The sequence below is a fragment of the Polyangiaceae bacterium genome, assembly GCA_015075635.1.
Taxonomy (GTDB): domain Bacteria; phylum Myxococcota_A; class Polyangia; order Polyangiales; family Polyangiaceae; genus JADJKB01.
Genome location: JABTUA010000003.1, coordinates 1,401,621 through 1,419,689, shown reverse-complemented (window position 1 = coordinate 1,419,689; position 18,069 = coordinate 1,401,621). Strand labels below are relative to the sequence as shown.

At 69.6% G+C, this 18,069-nt stretch carries 19 protein-coding genes and 1 pseudogene; 12 read left to right on the top strand and 8 right to left on the bottom strand.

Features of this window, described 5'->3' with window-relative positions:
- The first annotated feature begins 61 nt into the window (after window positions 1-61).
- The 9 genes from HS104_36965 to HS104_36925 all read left to right on the top strand — a co-directional run bounded on the left by HS104_36965 (window position 62) and on the right by HS104_36925 (window position 7,924).
- A complete protein-coding gene (locus tag HS104_36965; protein MBE7485548.1) occupies window positions 62-907 on the top strand; it encodes a class I SAM-dependent methyltransferase in 846 nt (281 codons plus the stop codon).
- A gap of 106 nt (window positions 908-1,013) precedes the next feature.
- Window positions 1,014-2,009, top strand: coding sequence for a hypothetical protein (locus HS104_36960; protein ID MBE7485547.1), 996 nt, complete (start codon window positions 1,014-1,016; stop codon window positions 2,007-2,009).
- Entirely contained in the window at window positions 2,006-3,370 is a 1,365-nt protein-coding gene (locus tag HS104_36955; protein MBE7485546.1) for a C40 family peptidase, read from the top strand. The genes HS104_36960 and HS104_36955 overlap by 4 nt, the downstream gene beginning before the upstream one ends.
- A gap of 112 nt (window positions 3,371-3,482) precedes the next feature.
- Window positions 3,483-4,682 (top strand): lipid-transfer protein, encoded by a 1,200-nt coding sequence (locus HS104_36950; GenBank protein ID MBE7485545.1) that lies wholly within the window; start codon window positions 3,483-3,485, stop codon window positions 4,680-4,682.
- A 157-nt stretch (window positions 4,683-4,839) separates the two neighbouring features.
- Window positions 4,840-5,406 carry a hypothetical protein gene (locus tag HS104_36945; GenBank protein MBE7485544.1) on the top strand — a complete coding sequence of 189 codons (567 nt, stop codon included), beginning with the start codon at window positions 4,840-4,842 and terminating at the stop codon, window positions 5,404-5,406.
- Window positions 5,403-5,960 carry a hypothetical protein gene (locus tag HS104_36940; protein ID MBE7485543.1) on the top strand — a complete coding sequence of 186 codons (558 nt, stop codon included), beginning with the start codon at window positions 5,403-5,405 and terminating at the stop codon, window positions 5,958-5,960. The genes HS104_36945 and HS104_36940 overlap by 4 nt, the downstream gene beginning before the upstream one ends.
- A 36-nt stretch (window positions 5,961-5,996) precedes the next feature.
- The gene (locus HS104_36935; protein ID MBE7485542.1) at window positions 5,997-6,254 is read left to right on the top strand and encodes a hypothetical protein; all 258 of its coding nucleotides are present in this window, start codon (window positions 5,997-5,999) and stop codon (window positions 6,252-6,254) included.
- 45 nt (window positions 6,255-6,299) lie between these two features.
- On the top strand, window positions 6,300-7,256 hold the full coding sequence (gene gluQRS / locus HS104_36930) for a tRNA glutamyl-Q(34) synthetase GluQRS (protein ID MBE7485541.1): 957 nt from the start codon (window positions 6,300-6,302) through the stop codon (window positions 7,254-7,256).
- Window positions 7,253-7,924 carry a matrixin family metalloprotease gene (locus tag HS104_36925; protein MBE7485540.1) on the top strand — a complete coding sequence of 224 codons (672 nt, stop codon included), beginning with the start codon at window positions 7,253-7,255 and terminating at the stop codon, window positions 7,922-7,924. Before gluQRS ends, HS104_36925 begins: the two co-directional genes overlap by 4 nt.
- Before the next feature lie 2 nt (window positions 7,925-7,926).
- Here the strand turns inward: HS104_36925 and HS104_36920 are convergent, their stop codons facing one another.
- Window positions 7,927-8,532: a tRNA-(ms[2]io[6]A)-hydroxylase gene (locus HS104_36920; GenBank protein ID MBE7485539.1), complete on the bottom strand. Its 606-nt coding sequence runs from the start codon at window positions 8,530-8,532 to the stop codon at window positions 7,927-7,929.
- Between the two features lie 129 nt (window positions 8,533-8,661).
- On the opposite strand from HS104_36920, the gene HS104_36915 reads away from it, so the two are divergent.
- On the top strand, window positions 8,662-9,354 hold the full coding sequence (locus tag HS104_36915) for a hypothetical protein (GenBank protein MBE7485538.1): 693 nt from the start codon (window positions 8,662-8,664) through the stop codon (window positions 9,352-9,354).
- A gap of 197 nt (window positions 9,355-9,551) precedes the next feature.
- Here the strand turns inward: HS104_36915 and HS104_36910 are convergent, their stop codons facing one another.
- From HS104_36910 to HS104_36895, 4 genes and pseudogenes are all read right to left on the bottom strand, one after another.
- Window positions 9,552-10,412: a metallophosphoesterase gene (locus tag HS104_36910; protein MBE7485537.1), complete on the bottom strand. Its 861-nt coding sequence runs from the start codon at window positions 10,410-10,412 to the stop codon at window positions 9,552-9,554.
- A complete protein-coding gene (locus HS104_36905) occupies window positions 10,385-11,941 on the bottom strand; it encodes an MFS transporter (protein ID MBE7485536.1) in 1,557 nt (518 codons plus the stop codon). Before HS104_36905 ends, HS104_36910 begins: the two co-directional genes overlap by 28 nt.
- A gap of 65 nt (window positions 11,942-12,006) precedes the next feature.
- Window positions 12,007-12,474 carry a nuclear transport factor 2 family protein gene (locus HS104_36900; GenBank protein ID MBE7485535.1) on the bottom strand — a complete coding sequence of 156 codons (468 nt, stop codon included), beginning with the start codon at window positions 12,472-12,474 and terminating at the stop codon, window positions 12,007-12,009.
- 289 nt (window positions 12,475-12,763) lie between these two features.
- A pseudogene (locus HS104_36895) lies at window positions 12,764-12,901 on the bottom strand (spore surface glycoprotein BclB).
- A gap of 57 nt (window positions 12,902-12,958) precedes the next feature.
- On the opposite strand from HS104_36895, the gene HS104_36890 reads away from it, so the two are divergent.
- Window positions 12,959-13,558 (top strand): hypothetical protein, encoded by a 600-nt coding sequence (locus tag HS104_36890; protein MBE7485534.1) that lies wholly within the window; start codon window positions 12,959-12,961, stop codon window positions 13,556-13,558.
- Here HS104_36890 and HS104_36885 read toward each other — a convergent pair whose 3' ends face one another.
- The 3 genes from HS104_36885 to HS104_36875 form a co-directional block, all read right to left on the bottom strand.
- Window positions 13,559-14,560 (bottom strand): hypothetical protein, encoded by a 1,002-nt coding sequence (locus HS104_36885; GenBank protein MBE7485533.1) that lies wholly within the window; start codon window positions 14,558-14,560, stop codon window positions 13,559-13,561.
- 183 nt (window positions 14,561-14,743) lie between these two features.
- Window positions 14,744-15,856 (bottom strand): site-2 protease family protein, encoded by a 1,113-nt coding sequence (locus tag HS104_36880; GenBank protein ID MBE7485532.1) that lies wholly within the window; start codon window positions 15,854-15,856, stop codon window positions 14,744-14,746.
- Window positions 15,857-15,905: 49 nt separating this feature from the next.
- Window positions 15,906-17,114: a phosphatidylinositol transfer protein gene (locus HS104_36875; protein ID MBE7485531.1), complete on the bottom strand. Its 1,209-nt coding sequence runs from the start codon at window positions 17,112-17,114 to the stop codon at window positions 15,906-15,908.
- A gap of 56 nt (window positions 17,115-17,170) precedes the next feature.
- Here HS104_36875 and HS104_36870 point away from each other — a divergent pair, with 56 nt between their 5' ends.
- Window positions 17,171-17,953, top strand: coding sequence for an alpha/beta fold hydrolase (locus tag HS104_36870; GenBank protein ID MBE7485530.1), 783 nt, complete (start codon window positions 17,171-17,173; stop codon window positions 17,951-17,953).
- Window positions 17,954-18,069 lie beyond the last annotated feature (116 nt).

Below are 18,069 nucleotides of genomic sequence, written 5' to 3'. Positions count from 1 at the left end.
AACGCCGCCGAAGAAGTTTGCGTTCACCCACTACCGGCTGTACGAGGGCCGCCGTTTTCAAGTGGCACAGTCAAAACGCAAAAAGGCCCGCCGGTCCGCCGGCAAGAAGAAGACCCCCGCGCTGACGGCCAAGAACGCCGACAAGCACGTGCTCTACCAGCTCAGCGTGCAGGACGCGAAGGTGGAGGTCGACTTCATCGACCACGTCTACCGCGCCCTGTACCGGCGGCGGCCTCACTCGCTGCTGGAGGACTTCTGCGGCTCTGCGCTGATCTGCTCGGAGTGGGTGCAGCGCGCGGAGACTCGCACCGCGACCGGCGTGGACATCGACCCGAAGGTGCTGCGCTGGGGCACGCAGCACAACTTGGCCGGGCTGGGAGACGCTCGGGAGCGGGTGCGCCTGCTGCGGCAGGACGTCCGCGATCCGTTGGGAGCGAAGTTCGACGTCGTGTGCGCCTTCAACTTCAGCTACTGGGTCTTCCGGACGCGAGAGCAGCTCCGCAGCTACTTCGCTCACGTGCGCACGCTCCTCGGCAAGGACTCCATGTTCGTGCTCGACGCCTACGGGGGCTGGGAGGCGCAGCAACCGATGCAGGAGCGCCGCCGCATCAAGGGCGGCTTCACCTACGTCTGGGACCAGAACCAGTTCGACCCCATCACCCACGAGGTGGTGAACTACATCCACTTCGAGTTCAAAAATGGGTCGAAGCTGAAACAGGCCTTCAGCTACCACTGGCGCTTCTGGACGCTGCCGGAGCTGCAAGAGCTGCTCGAAGAAGCGGGGTTCCGCAGCGTGCAGGTGTACTGGGACTGCTCGGATCCGGACTCCGACGAGGAGATCTTCCGGCCCCGCCTGCGCGCGAAGAACCAACCCGGCTGGCTCGCCTATCTGGTCGCGCGGCGCTGAGCTCTGATCCGCCACCACCAGAATTTTGTAGGCGTAGGTATGTGAACCTGGGCAGTGGTACGCTCATGTGGGGATCGTTGTCTCAACGGTCCCGAAGAGAGGTGCCATGTTGCCGTTCCACCGACGATTCCAGGCCTGGGGGACACGACACGCGAGCGCAGCGCTCGCCTTGGTTGCCATCGTTGCTTGCTCGAAGAAGCAACCTGCTTCGAGCGAGCCACCCGACGACCCACCGTCGATTACACCAGTACTAGAAGCCGGCCGAGGCAAGAGCGACGGCCAGCTCGGACAGAACATCCCCGAAGAGGGTCTGCCCGAGGGACCGAAGAGCTTCGTGGCGGACGCGAGCGGCGGAGTCCACGTCCTCGATCAGGAGAACGCCAGGATCCAGAAGTTCAGCGGCGGCGCGTTCGAGAAGAGCGTGCCCATCCCCGCGCGCGCGTTCGACGACGTCGAGCTGTTCGAGAGCGGCGGCTACGCTTTGCTCGACGTGCACGCGCCCGCCGCCATCGTGTTCGTGGACGGGGCCGGCCAGCTGAAGAGCGAGCTCGCTCTGGAGAGCGACGAGATCCCCGAGCCGTCGCTGATCACCGCGCTCGTCAAGCATGGCGACGGCTACTACGTCGAGCTCTCCGACGACTACCTGGTCCACGTCGCGAGCTCCGCCGGCGCGCCGGTGGAGAAGAGCGTGGTGCCCGGGCAGGCCCTCGACGGCAGCACGGCGCTGAAGGCCGACCTCGCGGATCCCAAACACGTCGCGCTCTACCGCGTCGCGCTCCCGGAGGGCGATCCCAGCGCCCTCGCCGACGTCGCCTTCGGCGAGCGTGTCGCGCGGCGCACGCTGCTCGCGGCGAAGAAGGGCGGCGGCACGCTGCTCGGCGTGGTCACCGAGTCCGAGCAGCCCGATCCGGAGACCCCGCCGCTCGAGAGCGCGAGCCTGGTGGTGCTCGACTCCGGCGGACACGAGAAGCACCGCGTCCCGCTGCCGCACTCGGAGAGCGTGGAGGACGTGTTCCGAAACGTGAAGCGCGGCGACGACGGCAACGTGTACGTGATGAAGGTCGCCGCGAGCGGTGTCTCGATCGTGAAGGTGACGCCATGAAGGCGCGGATCCTGTCGCTGCTGCTCGCGCTCTGGGCGTGCCTGGCCGTCGCGCCAGCCTGCGCCGTGCAGGTCGGCGAGCCGGGAGACGAAGAGGAGCTCGCTTCGACGGAGGAGGCGCTCACCGCCGCCATGAGCCGGGAGGAGATCCTGGCGCTCGCCCAGAGTGGAGTCGGCTACTCCTACTGGTGGGGTCACGGGCGCTGGGACCCGACCAGCAAGGCCTACCCCGGCAAGTGCAGCGGCAGCTGCGGCAAGTGCAGCCACTGGGCGTCCCCGAAGGGTGGCCCGGAGTACGGCGCGGACTGCTCGGGCTTCGTCGCCCAGGCCTGGCAGGTGCCGAACGAGGGCTCGCCCAAGGTCGATCGCCACCCGTACTCGACCTACAACTTCCGCTACCAGAAGACCCACTGGTACCCGATCAAGAAGAGCGAGCTCAAGGCGGGAGACGCGCTGGTCTACAACACCGGCTCGAAGGGGCACATCGTCCTGTTCGAGAAGTGGACGGGCGGTGGCAAGGCGATGGCCTACGAGTGCTCCGGCTGCAAGGTCGGCTGCATCCACAAGCCCCGTGGCTTCGGCAGCGCCTACATCGCCATCCGGCGCAAGGGCGTCGAGGACGAGCCCAAGAACGATCCGCCCAAGGGCCAGCTCGAGAAAGCCAGCTGCGACGACGGCGTGAAGGGCTGGGCTCAGGACCCGGACGCCCCCAAGGCGGCCGTCGACGTCGTGCTCAGCTTCGACGGGCCCCTCGGCGGCAAGAACACCAAGCAGTTGACGCTGAAGGCCGACCAGAACCGCGCGGATCTCGCCAAGAAGCTCGGCTCGGCCAACCACGGCTTCTCGGCGGCGCTGCCGGCGACGCTCAAAGACGGCAAGAAGCACACGATCTACGCCTACGCCGTGGATGACAAAGGCAAGGAGAAGAAGCTCCTGGTCGGCGCGCCGCGCAGCATCACCTGCGGGCCTCCGCCGGCGACCAAGGCCGACGCTGTGCCGCATTCGTGCAGCCACGGCGAGTGCGAGACCGGCACCGCCCTCACCAAGGACTGCAGCCCGTGCGCGGCTCAGGTGTGCATCCTGAAGCCGTCGTGTTGCGACGCGGTCAACGGCAAGTGGGACGTGTCCTGCGTGGATCTCGCGGGTGAGACCATCGGGGCGTGCCGCGGTGTGTGCGCCGGCGGGCCATCGAGCTGCGCGCACAGCGAGTGCGAGGCCGGAAGCGCGCTCAGCGCCACCTGCTCGGAGTGCGCGGCGCACGTCTGCAAGCGCGATCCATTCTGCTGCAGCGCCGGCAAGTGGGACTGGATCTGTGCCAAGGAAGCGAAGGAAGATCCTTGGTGCAGCTGCGGCACACCATGACGACCTGACCGGGCTTGCCTGCCCCCGGATCCTGGCGTATCCGGTCTGCCAAGACCGAGCGTCGGAGCGCACCCCTCTGGGGCGCCACCGGCCGTGAACCAGGGAGAGACCGATGGGCAGGAAAGTCTACGTCGTGGGCGTCGGAATGACGAAGTTCGAGAAGCCGGGCGCCAAGGAGTGGGACTACCCGGACATGGTGAAGGAGGCGGGCGACAAGGCGCTCGCCGACGCGGGCATCCCTTACACGAAGATCCAGCAGGCCGCTGCCGGCTACGTCTACGGCGAGAGCACCAGCGGTGAGCGCGCGCTCTACGGGCTCGGCCTGACCGGCATCCCCATCTACAACGTCAACAACAACTGCTCCACCGGCTCGACCGCGCTCTTCCTGGCCAAGCAGCTGGTCGAAGGCGGGCTCGCCGACTGCGTCATGGCCGTCGGCTTCGAGAAGATGGAGAAGGGCTCCCTCGGCGCGAAGTTCATGGACCGCGTGAACCCCATGGACAAGCACATGATGCTGATGATGGAGCTCCGGGAGTTCGCGCCGGCTCCGCCCGCACCGCAGCTGTTCGGCAACGCCGGCCGCGAGCACATGGAGAAGTACGGCACCAAGGCCGAGCAGTTCGCCAAGGTCGGCTGGAAGAACCACAAGCACTCGGTGAACAACCCGTACTCGCAGTTCCAGGACGAGTACTCGCTGGAGGACATCCTGAACGCCAAGGAGGTCTACGCGCCTCTGACCAAGCTCCAGTGCTGCCCGACCTCGGACGGCGCGGGCGCCGCCATCCTGGCCAGCGCTGACTTCGTCAAGCAGCACAAGCTGGAAGGCAAGGCCATCGAGATCGCGGGCATGTCGATGGTGACCGACCTCGCCAGCACGTTCGAGGAGCGGAGCTGCATCAAGATCATCGGCGCGGACATGAGCCGCAAGGCCGCCCAGACCGCGTACGAGCAGGCGGGCGTCGGTCCGGAGAACGTCGACGTGATCGAGCTGCACGACTGCTTCAGCACCAACGAGCTCATCACCTACGAGGCGCTCGGGTTGTGTCCCGCCGGCAAGGGCGGCGAGCTGATCGACTCCGGCGCCGTGACCTACGGCGGCAAGTGGGTGGTGAACCCCTCCGGCGGCCTGATCTCCAAGGGCCACCCGCTCGGGGCCACCGGCCTCGCGCAGTGCTCGGAGCTGAACTGGCAGCTGCGCGGCCTGGCGGACAAGCGCCAGGTGCCGGGCGCCAAGATCGCGCTCCAGCACAACCTGGGTCTCGGCGGCGCGGCGGTGGTGACCCTCTACAGGAAGCCGGACGCAATCAACTGAGCGGCTGCTCGGGGCTGTAAGGCCCGCCCGGGCTCGACCGTTTTCCCACGGTCGAAGACCCGCGCGGGCCTTCTGCTTTTCGAGAGAAGGCCGCCGCCATCGATTCCCTGCCTGACCCGTCTCACTGGTTGTACCCTTCTCCCGCCGAGCCCTGCGCATGCGCCCCCGTCACGTCGTCCTCTCGCTCCTCTTCGGCTTCGTCGCGATGGCGTGCGCCCCGCGCCGGGCACAAGAGCCGGCGAGCCCCGCGGGCGCGGCGCAAGAGTCGCAGATGACCCAGGCACAGCAGCCGGGCTACGGCACGGCGCCCCCGGCGCCGACGACGGCAGCGCCCTCGAGCGCCGCCGTTCCTGCAGAAGACGAGAATGGAGCGCGCACGGAGGGTGACTTCGCGAGCGTCGCCGAGGCCGAGGCCGCGCTGGAGAAGGCGCGCGCGGAGCTGAATCCTGCCCCGCCGCCGGCCCGACCCGCCGACACGGAGGCCCCGGCGAAGGCCGAGGCCAAGAAGGCGCCTGCACCCAGCGCCGCCCCGGCCGGTGGTCTCGCCGCGGGCGCCGACCGCTGCGGGAACGCCTGCAAGGCGTTCGCCTCGCTCAAGCGCGCCGCCGGCGCAGTGTGCCGCCTGGCCGGGGAGTCGAACGCGCGCTGCAAGCGCGCTCAGGGTATCGTGCAGGAAAACCAAGCGCGGATCGCGGTGTGCAAATGCGAGAAGAACGGGGAGTGAGCTGGATTCGGCTCGGGTGCGCGGCTCTGCTCTTGCCAGCGCTCGCGCTGGGCAGCTGCAAGAAGGACGAGGCACCGGCGAGCGAGGCGCCGACGAGCCAGGCACCGCCCCCGCCTGAAGAGTCCGAGCACGCCGGCGCTCCAGCGCCGTCGGCGCCCGGCCAAGCTGCCGCCGCACCCGAGCCCGCGCCGACGCTCGGCTCCACGAAGGATCTGGACGACGTGAAGGCGGACGAGCAGCGCGAGAAGTCGAAGCGCTCGCTCGCTCGAGAGCCCGCCACGCTGGGCGACGCGGAGAAGGCGCTCGATCAAGCGCTGGCGGATCTGAACCTGCTGGCCGGCACCAAGGCCGCGAAGGGCAGCGCCACTCCCCTCGCCGCGGGCGACACCCGCTGCCCGGAGGCCTGCAAGGCCATGGAGTCGCTGCGGCGAGCGGCTGCCTCGGTCTGCCGGCTGGCGGGCGACCCCCACGAGCGCTGCGACCGCGCCAAGAAGATCGTGAAGGACAGCGAGGCGCGGGTGGCGGTCTGCAAGTGCGAGGCGCCCAAGGACTAGGACTCTCCGGTTTCCAACTGCCGGAGGTACGACAACATGGTTCGGTTCGGGATTTCCGCCGCTCTGGCGCTGGGCGTAGTGGCAATGGCTGGCACGGCACGGGCGGAGGTGGAGAGCACCGAGCGCACCTCGGACGGGGACCGCTACGTGTTTCGCGACGATCTCCTCAACTCCGACGTGGGGTTCCCGGCCGGGGCGCGCATCACCGTCCGCCCGCTCGCGGGGCGCGTGTTGCTGATCCGCCCTCGCACCTCGTTCGTCCGAGAGATGTTCAAGTCCGTCGAGAAGATGTGACCTTTCGCCCGCGCGCCGCGTCGAGCAACATGGCGCTCGCCCGCGATGCCCGAACGCCCTGCTCCCGTCGGCCGCCTGGCGCCGAGCCCAACGGGCCAGCTGCACCTCGGTCACGCCCGCTCGTTCCTGCTCGCGTGGTGGAGCGTGCGCTCGCGCGCTGGCCGCGTCGTGCTGCGCATGGAGGACCTGGACGCGCCCCGCGTGCGGCCTGGGATGGTCGAGGCCGCGGTTCGAGATCTGGAGTGGCTCGGCCTCGACTGGGACGGGCCGATGCTCCTGCAATCGGCCGGGATGGAGCGCTTGCGGGCGGCGGTGAGCCAGCTCTCGAACGCGGGCCTCACCTACCCCTGCGTGTGCTCGCGCGCCGACGTACGCGCCGCGCTCGGCGCGCCGCAGCAAGGGGACGTGGAGCAACGCTACCCCGGCACCTGCCGCGGTCGCTTCGACTCGATCGAGACCGCGAGCGCACGCACGGGGCGCGAGGTGAGCCTGCGCTTCCGTGTGCCGGAGGGCGCGCTCGCGATCGCCGACGCGTTCGCCGCCCCCGCGGCGTTCGACGTCCAGACCGAGGTCGGCGACTTCATGGTGGCACGCCGCGATGGCACGCCCGCCTATCAGCTGGCGGTCGTCGTGGACGACGCTTTCCAGGAAGTGACCGAGGTGCTGCGCGGGGACGACCTGCTCCCGAGCGCCGCCCGGCAGGCGCACCTGCAACGCGCGCTCGGGCTCGCCCACCCGAGCTGGGTTCACGTGCCGCTGGTGGTGGACGCCTCCGGTCGCCGCTTCGCCAAGCGCGCAGACGACCTGAGCCTGGCGGAGCTCCGCGCGCGCGGCGTCGATCCGCGGGCGCTGGTCGGTTGGGCGGCGCGAGCCAGTGGGCTCGACGTGCCCGAGCGAATATCGCCGCGGGAAGCCCTCGCCGAGTTCTCGCTGGCCAAGCTGCCGCACGAGCCGGTGCGGCTCGACCCCGAAACGCTTGCTAAGCTGAAGAGCGCGCGATGACTCGTCACACTCGACGCCGCTTCCTGGCTCTGTCCGGTCTCATGACGGGAGGCCTCTGGGCTCCCGTAGGGTACGCGGCCGCGAACGAACGCTTGATCTACGTGCAGGCCTTGGGCAAGGCGCTGCCGGACGCCGACGTCGCCATGGTCGTGCGCGCCCTCGCGGCGTTCTACGCCGTGGAGGTCAAGACGCTGGGCCGCGTGGACCTGCCGAAGTCCGCGTATTACCCGAAGCGCGGCCGCTACCGCGCCGAGAAGCTGCTCGACTTCCTGAAGCCACGCTTGCCGGCGGGGGGCAGCCGCATCCTCGGTCTGACCGGCGTGGACATCAGCACGACCAAGGGCAAGATCGACGACTGGGGCATCCTGGGCCTCGCGACCATCGACGGCGCGGCCTGCGTGCTCTCCTCGTTCCGCTGCAAGCGCCAGGCGAAGAACGCCGAGCACGCGCGGATTCGGCTGGGCAAGGTCGCGGTCCACGAGATCGGCCACACCTTCGGGCTCGACCACTGCCCGAACCGCGGCTGTCTGATGGAGGACGGCGGCGGCAGCGTGCTGACCACCGATCGCGAGTACGACCTCTGCTTCGAGAGCCGTCGCGCGCTCAGCGAGCATGGAGTGGAGCTCGCCGACGGCGAAATCCCGTGGCCGAAGCCGAAGAGCAAGTGAGCCTAGTGAATCCGCGCGACGAGCGGCAGCTCGGCGACGATGCCAGCCTCTGCCGTGGCCAGCTCGCCGAGCCGCGCTCGCGTCGGCTCGACACCGAAGCGCTGCTCCGCCAGGTGGACGAACAGCGCGGCGTGACCGGCCTCGCTCCCCTCCAGGCGCCGGAACACCGCCCCGAGCTCCGTCTCGCCCCGGCGCTCGAGCTCGGCGCGCAACAAGCGGAAGCGCTCGCAAGAGCGCGCCTCGATCAGCGCCCCGACCAGCAAGCGGTCGAGCTTTCGGAGCTCCTGCGGCTGGCGCAAGAGGCCCATCAGAGCGCGCGCGTAGGGGTCCCCACGGTCGCGCGTCAGCTCGACGCCGCGAGCGAGCAGCAGCGCGTGGACCTCCCGAAAGTGCCCGAGCTCCTCCTCGGCGAGGCGCGCCATGGCCGTAACCAGCTCGGCGTCCTCGGGGTAGTCGTTGATCAGCGCGATGGCGCTGGCGCTCGCCTTCTTCTCGCAGTGCGCGTGGTCCGCCAGGGTCGCCCCGAGGTCGTCCGCCGCCACGCTCGCCCATGCGGCTGGCGTGTCGCTCTGGAGCAAGCGCTCCGCGGGGCGCGGGTCGGCGGCCATGACGGGTGTCTAGCCGAGTCTGATCTCCATGTCATTGGCGTGTGAACCGCGGTGGAGACCCAGGCGGCGGCTCAACGAGCATTGTGCGCGAACCGAGCTGGCACGCGCCGTGCTCCAGCCCGCGAAGCCATGATTCGGAGTGCAGCGCTCGTCGCGGGCCTCGGGCTCGCACCCGTGACGGCCGGCGCCGAGCCCACCAACGACGCCCTGCTCGCGGCGGGAGCCGGCTACCGCCACGTCACGGACGTCGATCTGGCCGCCATCGGAGGGTCCGACGACTTCGGCTCGGGCGGCGACCAGAGCCCGGGCTCGCTCTCGGTCGAGGTCGGAGCTGGCCTGGTCTTCGCGAGCCCGCTGGAGCTACGCGTCAGCGCATGGCTCGGCGTCGGGGGGCTCGCCCTCGCCGACATCGAGCGGCGCTACTTCGGCGGGGGCCCGGAGCAGGTCGGCTCGTCGCTGACTGTCGGCGCGGGCGCGAGCGCGCGCTACGCACCGGTCCTGACCCCGGGCTTGCGCCTGCTGGCTGGATCCGCCGTGGACTGGAAGCGGCTGACCGCAGCGTCGCCCCTCGGCTCCGCGCACCTCGAGCTGGTCGGCGTGGGCCTCGACGCAGGGCTGCGCGTGCGCGTGGGTCGGATCTCGCGCCGCGTGGACGGGCACCTGGAGCTGACCGCCGGGGCGCGCCGCGAGCTGCCGGTCGCGGTCTGGGTCGGTCACGGCAAGAGCGACGTGCTGTTCGCGGGAGTCGAAGACTCGAGTGATCCCGTCTACAGCGTCGGCCTGAGCGCGGCCTACGTGTTCTCGTTCACCGACGCGTTCTGATTGGGCTTTGCCCTTTCGCGCCCGCGTTCGCCGCCGCGCCGCGCGGTTGGATTCTCGTCGAGACGCGAGCAGGAAACGTTTGGCGACGACGCCCACTTGACTGCGGGAGTGCGCCGGCCCCGCCGGTGTTCTCGTGAGTCTCGACCTCAGTGGCGGGCGCGATCCGGCGTGCCAAGACAGCGAGGGTCGGGTTTGACTCAGGCCCGCGCCAGTCTGAACACGGGCAGCTCCGGCCGGCAGAGGAAGCGCGCGGGCACGATGCTGGTCCCGGTTCCTCGGCTCACGTAGCCCCTGCCGGCGGGCGTGTCGTAGAAGCCTTGCACGTAGCGCCCGCTGCCCGGAGGCACGAGCGGCGCCCAGGGCCCCAGGCGCACCTGCCCGCCATGCGTGTGCCCGGCGAGGGCGAGGTCGAAGCGCGGCGCCTCGGAGGGGACGCGATCGAACATCGCGGGGCTGTGCGTGAGCAGGAGCCTCGGGGCGCCCGAGCCCGCGACCGCGCCGAGCGAAGCGAGCGTGCGGTCCCAGCGCGGCGCCCCGGCGTAGCCGTCGTCCGTCGCGGTCACGATCAAGCCCGCCACCACGGCGGCCTCGTCCACCAGGAGACGTGCCCCCAGCCGCTCGTACTCCCGGGCGAGCCCCAGCGCGGTGAAGCCTCCCCAGTGCTCCCAATTGCCCAAGCTCGCGACGATGGCAGCGCCCGCCTCCCGGAGACCCGTACAGAGCTCCGCGAGCACCGCGAGGCCCGCGGGACGATCGACGATGTCCCCGGTGAGCACCACGAGCTGGATCTGGCCGCGCCGGACCGTGTCCACGATCGCGCGCTCGACCCGACCCATCGCCTTCAGATGGGCGTCGGTGATTTGCGCGATCTGAAGGCCTTCCAAGGCGCGCGGCAGCCCAGGCACCGAGACCTCGTGCCGGGTCACAGCGAGCCAGGCCGGCTCGAGCGCGAAGGCGTCGAGCGCCCCCGCGCCCGCCACGGCGCCCGCCCCGAGCAAGAGGCGGCGCCGCCCGAAGCGTGAGCTCCGAGCTAGCTCCTGATGATCGTCCGGATCCACTTGCCGTAAGCGTAGATCCCCATGGCCGTGACGACACCTATCGCGCCCATGATGATCCAGACCACGCCGACATTGTGGGTCGAATACATCAGCTGGGTCAGGTGCTCGCGGGACTCTCCGGTGAACTTGACCAGCTCCCCGAAGGCCTCCCCCTGCTTGACTGCCGCGAGCTGGGCGGCATCCATGCCCCGCTCGGCCAGGAGCTCCCGGGCGAAGCGATCCTTGGACGCGAAGTGGTCGTACAGCGCGGGCGCCGTGAAGCCCTCGAGGCCCCAGCCGATGGCCAACGGGATCTGGGAGAAGCCCAGGTACATCGCCTTCTTGTCGGCCGGCGCGAAGTTTCCGATGAATTCGCTGAACTTCGGGCTGGAGAGCATCTCGCCCACGCTGAAGATCAGGATGGCGCCGACCGAGATCCAGCCATGGGTCGAGTACCCCGAGAGGAACATCGCCACCGTCGCCAACAGCGTGCCGATGACCATGCTGGTGGTGGCGCGCAGCCGCCCGCTCATCCACGCGAACAGGAAGCAGGTGGTCATGATCAACCCCGCGTTCAGGTTGAGCATGCCCTCGGGGAGGATCTCCGTCCCCTCCTTGTTCATCACCACGAAGAACTTCACGAACGCGGACTCGGTCCCGCCCGTGCCGAACAGGCTCTTCACGATGTCGCGCGTGTCCACCCAGTCCTCGATGTGCGCGGGGAGCACGTCGAACAACGCGTTGAACATGTACCAAAACCCCGAGAAGATCAGCAGGTACAGCCAGACGTGCTTCTTCTTGAGCTCGCGCAGCGACTCCTTCCAGAGCGCCTCTCGCCTGATCCCGCCGGCCTTCTCCAGCCGTGCGCGCTCCAGGCGCTCCTCCTTGCCCGGCTCCTTGTAGGTGAGCAGCAACAGGAAGTTCAGGGCGATGAGCGCTGCGCAGGACAGGAACACGTAGCGCCACTGCATCTTGCGCATGTAGCCGGCGAGCAGCGGGCCCAAAAAGCCGCCGATGTTCACGGTCTGGTAGAAGATGCCCCAGGCCATGGAGCTGTTCTCGCGCTTCGTCGCCTTGACCAGCGTCCCCTGGATGCCCGGCTTGAACACCGCAGTACCGGCTGCGAGCAGCATCGCTCCCGCGAAAAAGCCGTAGAAGGTCGGGAACGAGGCCATCACCAGGTAGCCCGAGATCTTGATCACGGTCGAGGCGAAGATGGTCTGCTTGTAGCCATACCGATCCGAGAGCCCGCCGGTGAAGACCGGGACCACGGACTGCACCCAGGCCCAGGTTCCCAGGATGATGCCGAACTGCGACATCGGAACGCCGAGCCCGCCGTCGCGCACCGGGGCCTTCGCGTAGAGCGTCGCGACCGCCTTCACCCCGTAGTAGGCGAAGCGTTCGACCATCTCCATGGCCCCGACGACCCAGAACACGTAGCCGAGCGAGACGATCGCCGCGCCGAGCCCCAGCTGCTTCACGTCGTCGAGGGCGGCGGTGTCGGCGCCCGGACTTCCTGCGCTCTTGCCTGTTTCGGTCTTCTCGCTCATGCGCCGCCCGGCCCTCCCTGGCCGGGCGGGACCTTAGAACGAGCGCCTCGTCCAGTTCAACCTGCTCACGCCTTCGCCAGGAAGCGATCCAGGGCCTTCCCGGCCTGGGCTCGCACTTTGTTCCTGACCAGCGGCGTCCAGCCCAGGAGCAGGCCTGGCACACCGAGCGCTTGGCGGGACCAACGCCAGAAGTCGAACTCGTCGTCATGACGTACGATCAAGCCGTCGCGCAGCACGAAGCGCGCATCGATCACGTTGTGCACGCGGCGACCGGTGGCCGAGAACGTGTAACGCGCTTCCCAGTGCGCGCGGCCGCTATGGTCGTCGGCGGTGATCCCGGAGGCCTCGATCTCGAGGTCGGTGGCTTGCTGGGTGAGCATGCGCCACATGCCCGCCGCGCGTGCACCTTTCAGGTCCGGAAACACGGGATCGGAGAAGGCGACGTCGCTCGCGTAGCAGGCCACCATCCCCTCGCCGTCCGAGCGCGCGAAGGCCGCATAGAACCTGCGAATCAACGCTTCGTTCTCGTGCATCGACGGCGACGGTACTGCCGATGGCGCGCGCCGTGCTAGCCTTGCTTGCATGGGAGGATATCGGCTGGCCTGGGGCGCTGCGATCTTCGGCTCGGTGATCGCGTGCGGGGGCGAAGAGTTCGCGAGCAACGGAACCGGCGGCGCGGGCGCGACCGCGAGCGGCGGATCGTCGGCGGGTGGCAGCGCGGGGTCAGGCGCCAGCTCGGGCGCGGGCGGCTCCTCGGGCAGCGGCGGCTCCGGTGGCGCGAGCGGCGGCTCCTCGGGCAGCGGCGGCTCCGGTGGCGCGAGCGGTGGCTCCGGTGGCGCCAGTGGCGGCTCCGGTGGCGCCAGCGGCGGCTCCTCGGGCAGCGGTGGCTCCGGTGGCGCGAGCGGTGGCTCCGGTGGCGCCAGTGGCGGCTCCGGTGGCGCCAGCGGCGGCTCCGGCGGCTCTGGCGGGAACGTCGCGAGCTGCGGCGTCCCCTCGGCGAACCAGGGCGCGCTGCTCTTGCACACGACTCTGGACAATCAGGGCGCCGCGCAGACCCCCGCGTTCATGAAGGCTCCGCAGGCGGGCTACGTCGTGGGGACCTTCACCTCGCCCGGGCCCTGCGCGGGCGTGTTCGTCGTGGACCACAGCAGCGACTGCGTGAAGTACGCCGCCAGCGGGAACATCGATCCCAAGTCGGGCACGCTGGACTTCTTCTTCCGACCCAGGTTCGAGAAGAACGACGGCCTCGCTCACAAGCTTTTCTCGTTGACCAATACGTACATGCAGCTCTTGAAGACCGCGAGCCCGGAGCAAGGCCTCACCTTCGGCATGCCCGGTACGCCCATCGCGACGGTGGACAACGCCAGCCTGACCTTCGTGAAGGACCAGTGGACGCGGATCACCGTCACCTGGCAGGAGAACAGCGGCCAGATCACCGTTACCATCTACCTGGACGGACAACAGAAAGCGCAGGCCACCAAGACCTTCCCGACCTCGGCGCCCCCGTCGCCGCTGAACATGTACATCGGCAACCTCGGCTGTAACTCCACCGATCACGCCATGGGCGACTTCGACGACTTCAAGATCTACGACAAGGTCGTCCCGCCCACGGGCTGATCAATTGCAGGTGGATGCGGGGCCCATCGTGCCCTGCACCACCACGTCGCTGAAGGTGGCGCCGATGGGCATGCCGGCGTCGCCGATGGCGTCGTGCCGAGCGCAGCCGATGGTGAAGTGCAGCTCCGACGGGCCGAAGACCAGGCCGGTCTGCGAGTAGTCGTTGGTCCAGACGTCCACTCCGTCGCGAGCGTAGGTGGCCTTGCCGTTGCCCCAGGTCACCTTGATCTTGCTCGGCGAGCCGTCCCAGGTCGGGTTGCCGCCCCACCAGCCGTCACCGTCGTAGAAGCTCTTGGCACACTTGCATGTGCCGTATCCCGGCGCACCGTCGGGGCACATGAGCATGATGAACTTCTGCTCGCCCAGGCGATCCGGCACCTGCTGTCCGTAGATGCGGATCAGCTGCTTGTAGTGGTTGTCCCGGAACTCGGGGTTGTAGTTGATGGGCTCGGTGATGCCGTACCCGGCGTCGTAGAGGCTGAAGATCTCGTGATCGGCGAGGGTGAGGTTCGCGGTGGTGATGCCCGCCACCGTGAACTCGATGGAGCCCTGCACCAGACGCGGCAGCGCGTACCAGATGCGATCCGTCTTGGCGGTGACCGTCCAGCCGTTCGAGCCGTAGGTGCCGCCCACCGCGGTGCCCTTGGGGCTGCCGTCCTTCAGCGAGTCGGTCAGCGAGAACGGGCCAGTCGCGCCGCCGCCTCCGCTCCCGCTCGCGCCGCCCGCACCGCCCGCGCCGCCAGTTGCTCCCGCGCTGCCCCCGGACGGGGAGCCGCCGCTGCCGGAAGCGCCGCCGCTGCCCGAGGCACAGCCGGTACACGCGCCCCAGGACGTGCCGTCGGCGCCGCACACCTGCACGCCTTTGCCACCTCCCGGGCAGGGGCAGTCCTCCTGCTTGCCGGGCGTGCAACTCGGCGCCGGATCCGCGGCGACGCCGTCATCGGACGCGCACGCCGTGGCCACCGCGAGGAACACCGCCAGCCCCGAGATCGAACGTCGCACGACGAACAGTCTAGCAGAGGGGCGCCCGGGATCACCCGAGCAGTCTTGCCATGATCAGATCACGTTCCGCCACTGGGACGCGAGTGCGAAGGCCGGCCGGGGCCGGCGGCGGCTGTTTCGACGGACCGGAAACGTCGCGTGGCGTTCGCTGCGGTCAGCGGAGCGGGAATCAGGGACACCCCCCTAGCGCGCGGGAAAGTGGTGCAAGAGGTCGGCCATCGTCGCCGCCCGGGCCACGTCTTCCAGGCCAATCAGGCCAATCAATCCCTCCGGCGCGCGCACGCACAGCGGCCGGCCGCCGCGCTCGATCAGCCGCGATCGGACCTCCGAGAGCGGTTCGGCCGAGGCCACCTCTTCGACGTCTCGGTTCATGACCCCCGCGACGAAGGTCAACGGGCCTTGGCGCCGCACGGCGTCCAGGATCTCCTCGCGACCGAGGGTTCCCACGACGCGATCGCCCAGCACGACGGCGTAGTGCGGCTGTGATGAACGCAGCGCGTACTGCATGGCGCCCGCGAGCATGTCACCGGGCTCGAGCGTGAGCGCGCGGGGATCGACCGCGTCCCCGGCGGACAGGCCCGTGAGCGACGCCATGGTCTTCGCCGTCACGCGCTCCTGCGCCGCCCCCAGGAAGACGAAGATGCCGATGAACACCAGGATCAGGTTCGCGCTCATCAGGCCGATCGCGGCCAGGGTCGCCGCCAGGAGCTGCCCCACGGTCGCCGCGATGCTGGTAGCGCGCAGCTTGCCGAAGAAGAAGCTGAGGATGGCGCGAAAGACGCGCCCGCCGTCCATGGGCAGCGCCGGGATCATGTTGAACACCGCGAGCGCGACGTTGGCGGCGATCAGCGCGGCCAGGAGGGTCGCTGGCGCGGGCGGCGCCATCAGCGCCTTCATGAAGCCGCCGCCCGAGAACCAGCTGGTTCCGGCGAAGAGCAGGCTGGCTCCGATCAAGAGCCCAGCCAACACCACGTTGACCAGCGGACCTGCCACGGCGATGAGCAGCTCGTGCAGCGCCGTCTTGGGCTCGCGACCCAGGCGCGCGACGCCGCCGATCGGGAGCAGCAGGATCTCGCGGACGCTGACGCCAAGGCGCTGCGCCACCAGGCTGTGCCCGAGCTCGTGCAGCGCGACGCAGGCGAACAGCAGGCACACGAGCAGCGCTCCGAACGCGAAGCCGACCGCGCCGTGGGAGAGCCCCCACTCCAGAGCCCCGAGCGCCACGATGAACAAGAACGTGACGTGCACCCGGATGGCGATGCCGCGCACGGTCGCGATGCGCCAGGAGAGCTTCATGAACCGAGGGGCAACGTAATGCCGGGCTCCCGGCTTGGCGAGCCGCGCACTACTTGCAGGGCTTGCCGAGCGCGCCGAACTCGCCCAAGAGCTCCGTGTAGGCCTCGATGCGCCGGCCGCCGTGGGCGGCGTCCGTGTACTGGAAGAAGATGCGGTGGGTGGCCGGCTCGATGTTCGCCAGGAAGAAGGCGTCGGCGTCCGAGTCGGTGTTGCCGAAGGCGTAGGCCGCGACGAAGCCGCGCCCTTTGAGCTCGTCGAGCTCCGCCTTCTTGAAGCTGACGGCAGCGCCACCCGTGGCACCGAGCGCGAAGGTGGTGTGCACGACCCCGAGGGGGAACCCCTTGACGTCGAGGAACTCGCGGGTGCGCCCCACCAGGAACTCCGGGCGTGCGGTCAGGTAGAACGGCCGGTAGCCCTTCTGCGCCAAGAGAGTCAGCGCCTTGCCGGCGTCGGGATTCGCGTCCGACACGGCGCCGGTGAGGATGGCCGAGTACTCCTCGGTCTCCTTGCTGGTGAGCGTGCCGTCCACGTCGGTGACGAAATACACGGTGCCCGGCGGGACGACCTCGATGTACTGCTCGGCGCCGGACAGATCACCGGCGACCACCATGTGGATGCGGTGGCGTCCGATACCGAGGGCCTTCGACGCCGGGATCTGGAAGTAGATGCGGCCGCCGGTGTCGTCGGCGCCCTCCACCGTCGGGTGCTGGCCATCTTGGGTCGTGACCGCGGTTCCGAGCTTCTCCCAGCCCGAGCCACAGTCGCGGTTCAGCCAGATGTCGACCTCCTCGTCCTTGAGGTCCTTGTCCGTGACGCCGTAGGCGATCTTGCCGAGCACCCACTGGGGCATGCCCGGCTGGAGGATCAAGTCGCGACCGCGGTGGTTGGCGAACCCGGTGGCTACGATGATCGGGCTCACCGTCGAGTGCTTCCACGGCCGCTTGCTGAACGCGGGCAGCGCCGCGTCGCACGCTGGCATCGGAACGCAGTCCGCCATCGACGCGCCACCGCTTCCGGCCGCACCACCCGCTGCGCCCGCGCTGCCCCCGCCCCCGCTGGTGCCCCCGGAGGGCATCGCTCCGGTGCCGCCGCCCGCGCCGCCGGACGGCAGACCTCCGCTGCCCGCTCCGCCGGTCTGGCCGGTGGCGCCCACGCCGCTCCCGCCGCCGCTGTAGCCGGGCTCTTCGGAGTCCGCGCCGCCGCACGCCATGCCGAGCAGCAGCGGCGCCAGTACCAGCATCCCAAGCACAGAGCGCACCAGCATCATCTCCCGAGCAAGAAACGCGAGATTAGCCCAAAATAGCCGGCGGCACCATGCGGCTCCCCCGGCTCGCGCAAATCCCCCCGGTCTTCCTCTTCCTGCTTTCGGGGATCGCCTGCGCGTGCAACTCGAGCGCGCCTGCGCCCAGCCCGGCCCCAGCCGCGAGCGCTGCAAAGCCCGCAGCGCAGCCCGCGCCGCTCGAATACCTCGAGCGCAGCAGCGGCGGGGCGAGGGCGAACGAGCCGTTGCCGCTGCTCGTCGCGATGCACGGCCTCGGCGATCGACCGGAGGCCTTCGGCGAGCTGTACGCTGGGTTCGCAGGCAAAGCTCGCATCGTGCTCTTGCGCGCGCCGGATCCCTGGGGCGATGGCTTTTCGTGGTTTCCGTTTCGGGCCAACGACGGCGACGAGCTGCGCTCGCGGGGCATCGCGACGGCGGCCGAACGCGTGGTGACGATGCTGGGCGTGCTCGAGGCACGGCATCCCTCCAAGGGCAAGCCCATCGTCACGGGGTTCTCCCAGGGCGGCATGCTGAGCTTCGCCATCGCCGCGCGGCACCCGGGGCGCGTGCGCGCGGCGCTCCCCATCGGTGGCGTCCTTCCGCCGCCGCTCTGGCCAGGGCTCGACGCCGGGCGACCGGCTGTGCGCATCATCGCGCTGCACGGCGAGACCGACGACCTGGTCCCGCTCGCGCCCACCCGCGCCGGCGTGGACGCGCTCCACGCGCGCGGCTTCGACGCCCGGCTCGAGACCTTCCCGGCAGTGGGGCACCGAATCCCGGCGCCGCTCCGGACCCGCTACTTCGAGCTCTTGCGGGAAGAGCTCGAACGGCCCTGACTGCGGACGCGCGAGCACGGCCGACGACGCTCTCGGCCTCGGTCCGAGCGACGGCTGCCGCGACGGTCGACAATCCGGGTCAGCGCAGCCCGGTCACACTCACCGAGCTCCTTCCC

What these genes read in the sequence shown, in the direction of transcription:
- HS104_36905 (MBE7485536.1), bottom strand. Translation starts at nt 11,941, where the DNA reads ATGAGCGAGAAGACCGAAACAGGCAAGAGCGCAGGAAGTCCGGGCGCC.
- HS104_36915 (MBE7485538.1), top strand. Translation starts at nt 8,662, where the DNA reads ATGATTCGGAGTGCAGCGCTCGTCGCGGGCCTCGGGCTCGCACCCGTG.
- HS104_36920 (MBE7485539.1), bottom strand. Translation starts at nt 8,532, where the DNA reads ATGGCCGCCGACCCGCGCCCCGCGGAGCGCTTGCTCCAGAGCGACACG.
- gluQRS (MBE7485541.1), top strand. Translation starts at nt 6,300, where the DNA reads ATGCCCGAACGCCCTGCTCCCGTCGGCCGCCTGGCGCCGAGCCCAACG.
- HS104_36900 (MBE7485535.1), bottom strand. Translation starts at nt 12,474, where the DNA reads ATGCACGAGAACGAAGCGTTGATTCGCAGGTTCTATGCGGCCTTCGCG.
- HS104_36955 (MBE7485546.1), top strand. Translation starts at nt 2,006, where the DNA reads ATGAAGGCGCGGATCCTGTCGCTGCTGCTCGCGCTCTGGGCGTGCCTG.
- HS104_36925 (MBE7485540.1), top strand. Translation starts at nt 7,253, where the DNA reads ATGACTCGTCACACTCGACGCCGCTTCCTGGCTCTGTCCGGTCTCATG.
- HS104_36870 (MBE7485530.1), top strand. Translation starts at nt 17,171, where the DNA reads ATGCGGCTCCCCCGGCTCGCGCAAATCCCCCCGGTCTTCCTCTTCCTG.
- HS104_36945 (MBE7485544.1), top strand. Translation starts at nt 4,840, where the DNA reads ATGCGCCCCCGTCACGTCGTCCTCTCGCTCCTCTTCGGCTTCGTCGCG.
- HS104_36935 (MBE7485542.1), top strand. Translation starts at nt 5,997, where the DNA reads ATGGTTCGGTTCGGGATTTCCGCCGCTCTGGCGCTGGGCGTAGTGGCA.
- HS104_36950 (MBE7485545.1), top strand. Translation starts at nt 3,483, where the DNA reads ATGGGCAGGAAAGTCTACGTCGTGGGCGTCGGAATGACGAAGTTCGAG.
- HS104_36960 (MBE7485547.1), top strand. Translation starts at nt 1,014, where the DNA reads ATGTTGCCGTTCCACCGACGATTCCAGGCCTGGGGGACACGACACGCG.
- HS104_36880 (MBE7485532.1), bottom strand. Translation starts at nt 15,856, where the DNA reads ATGAAGCTCTCCTGGCGCATCGCGACCGTGCGCGGCATCGCCATCCGG.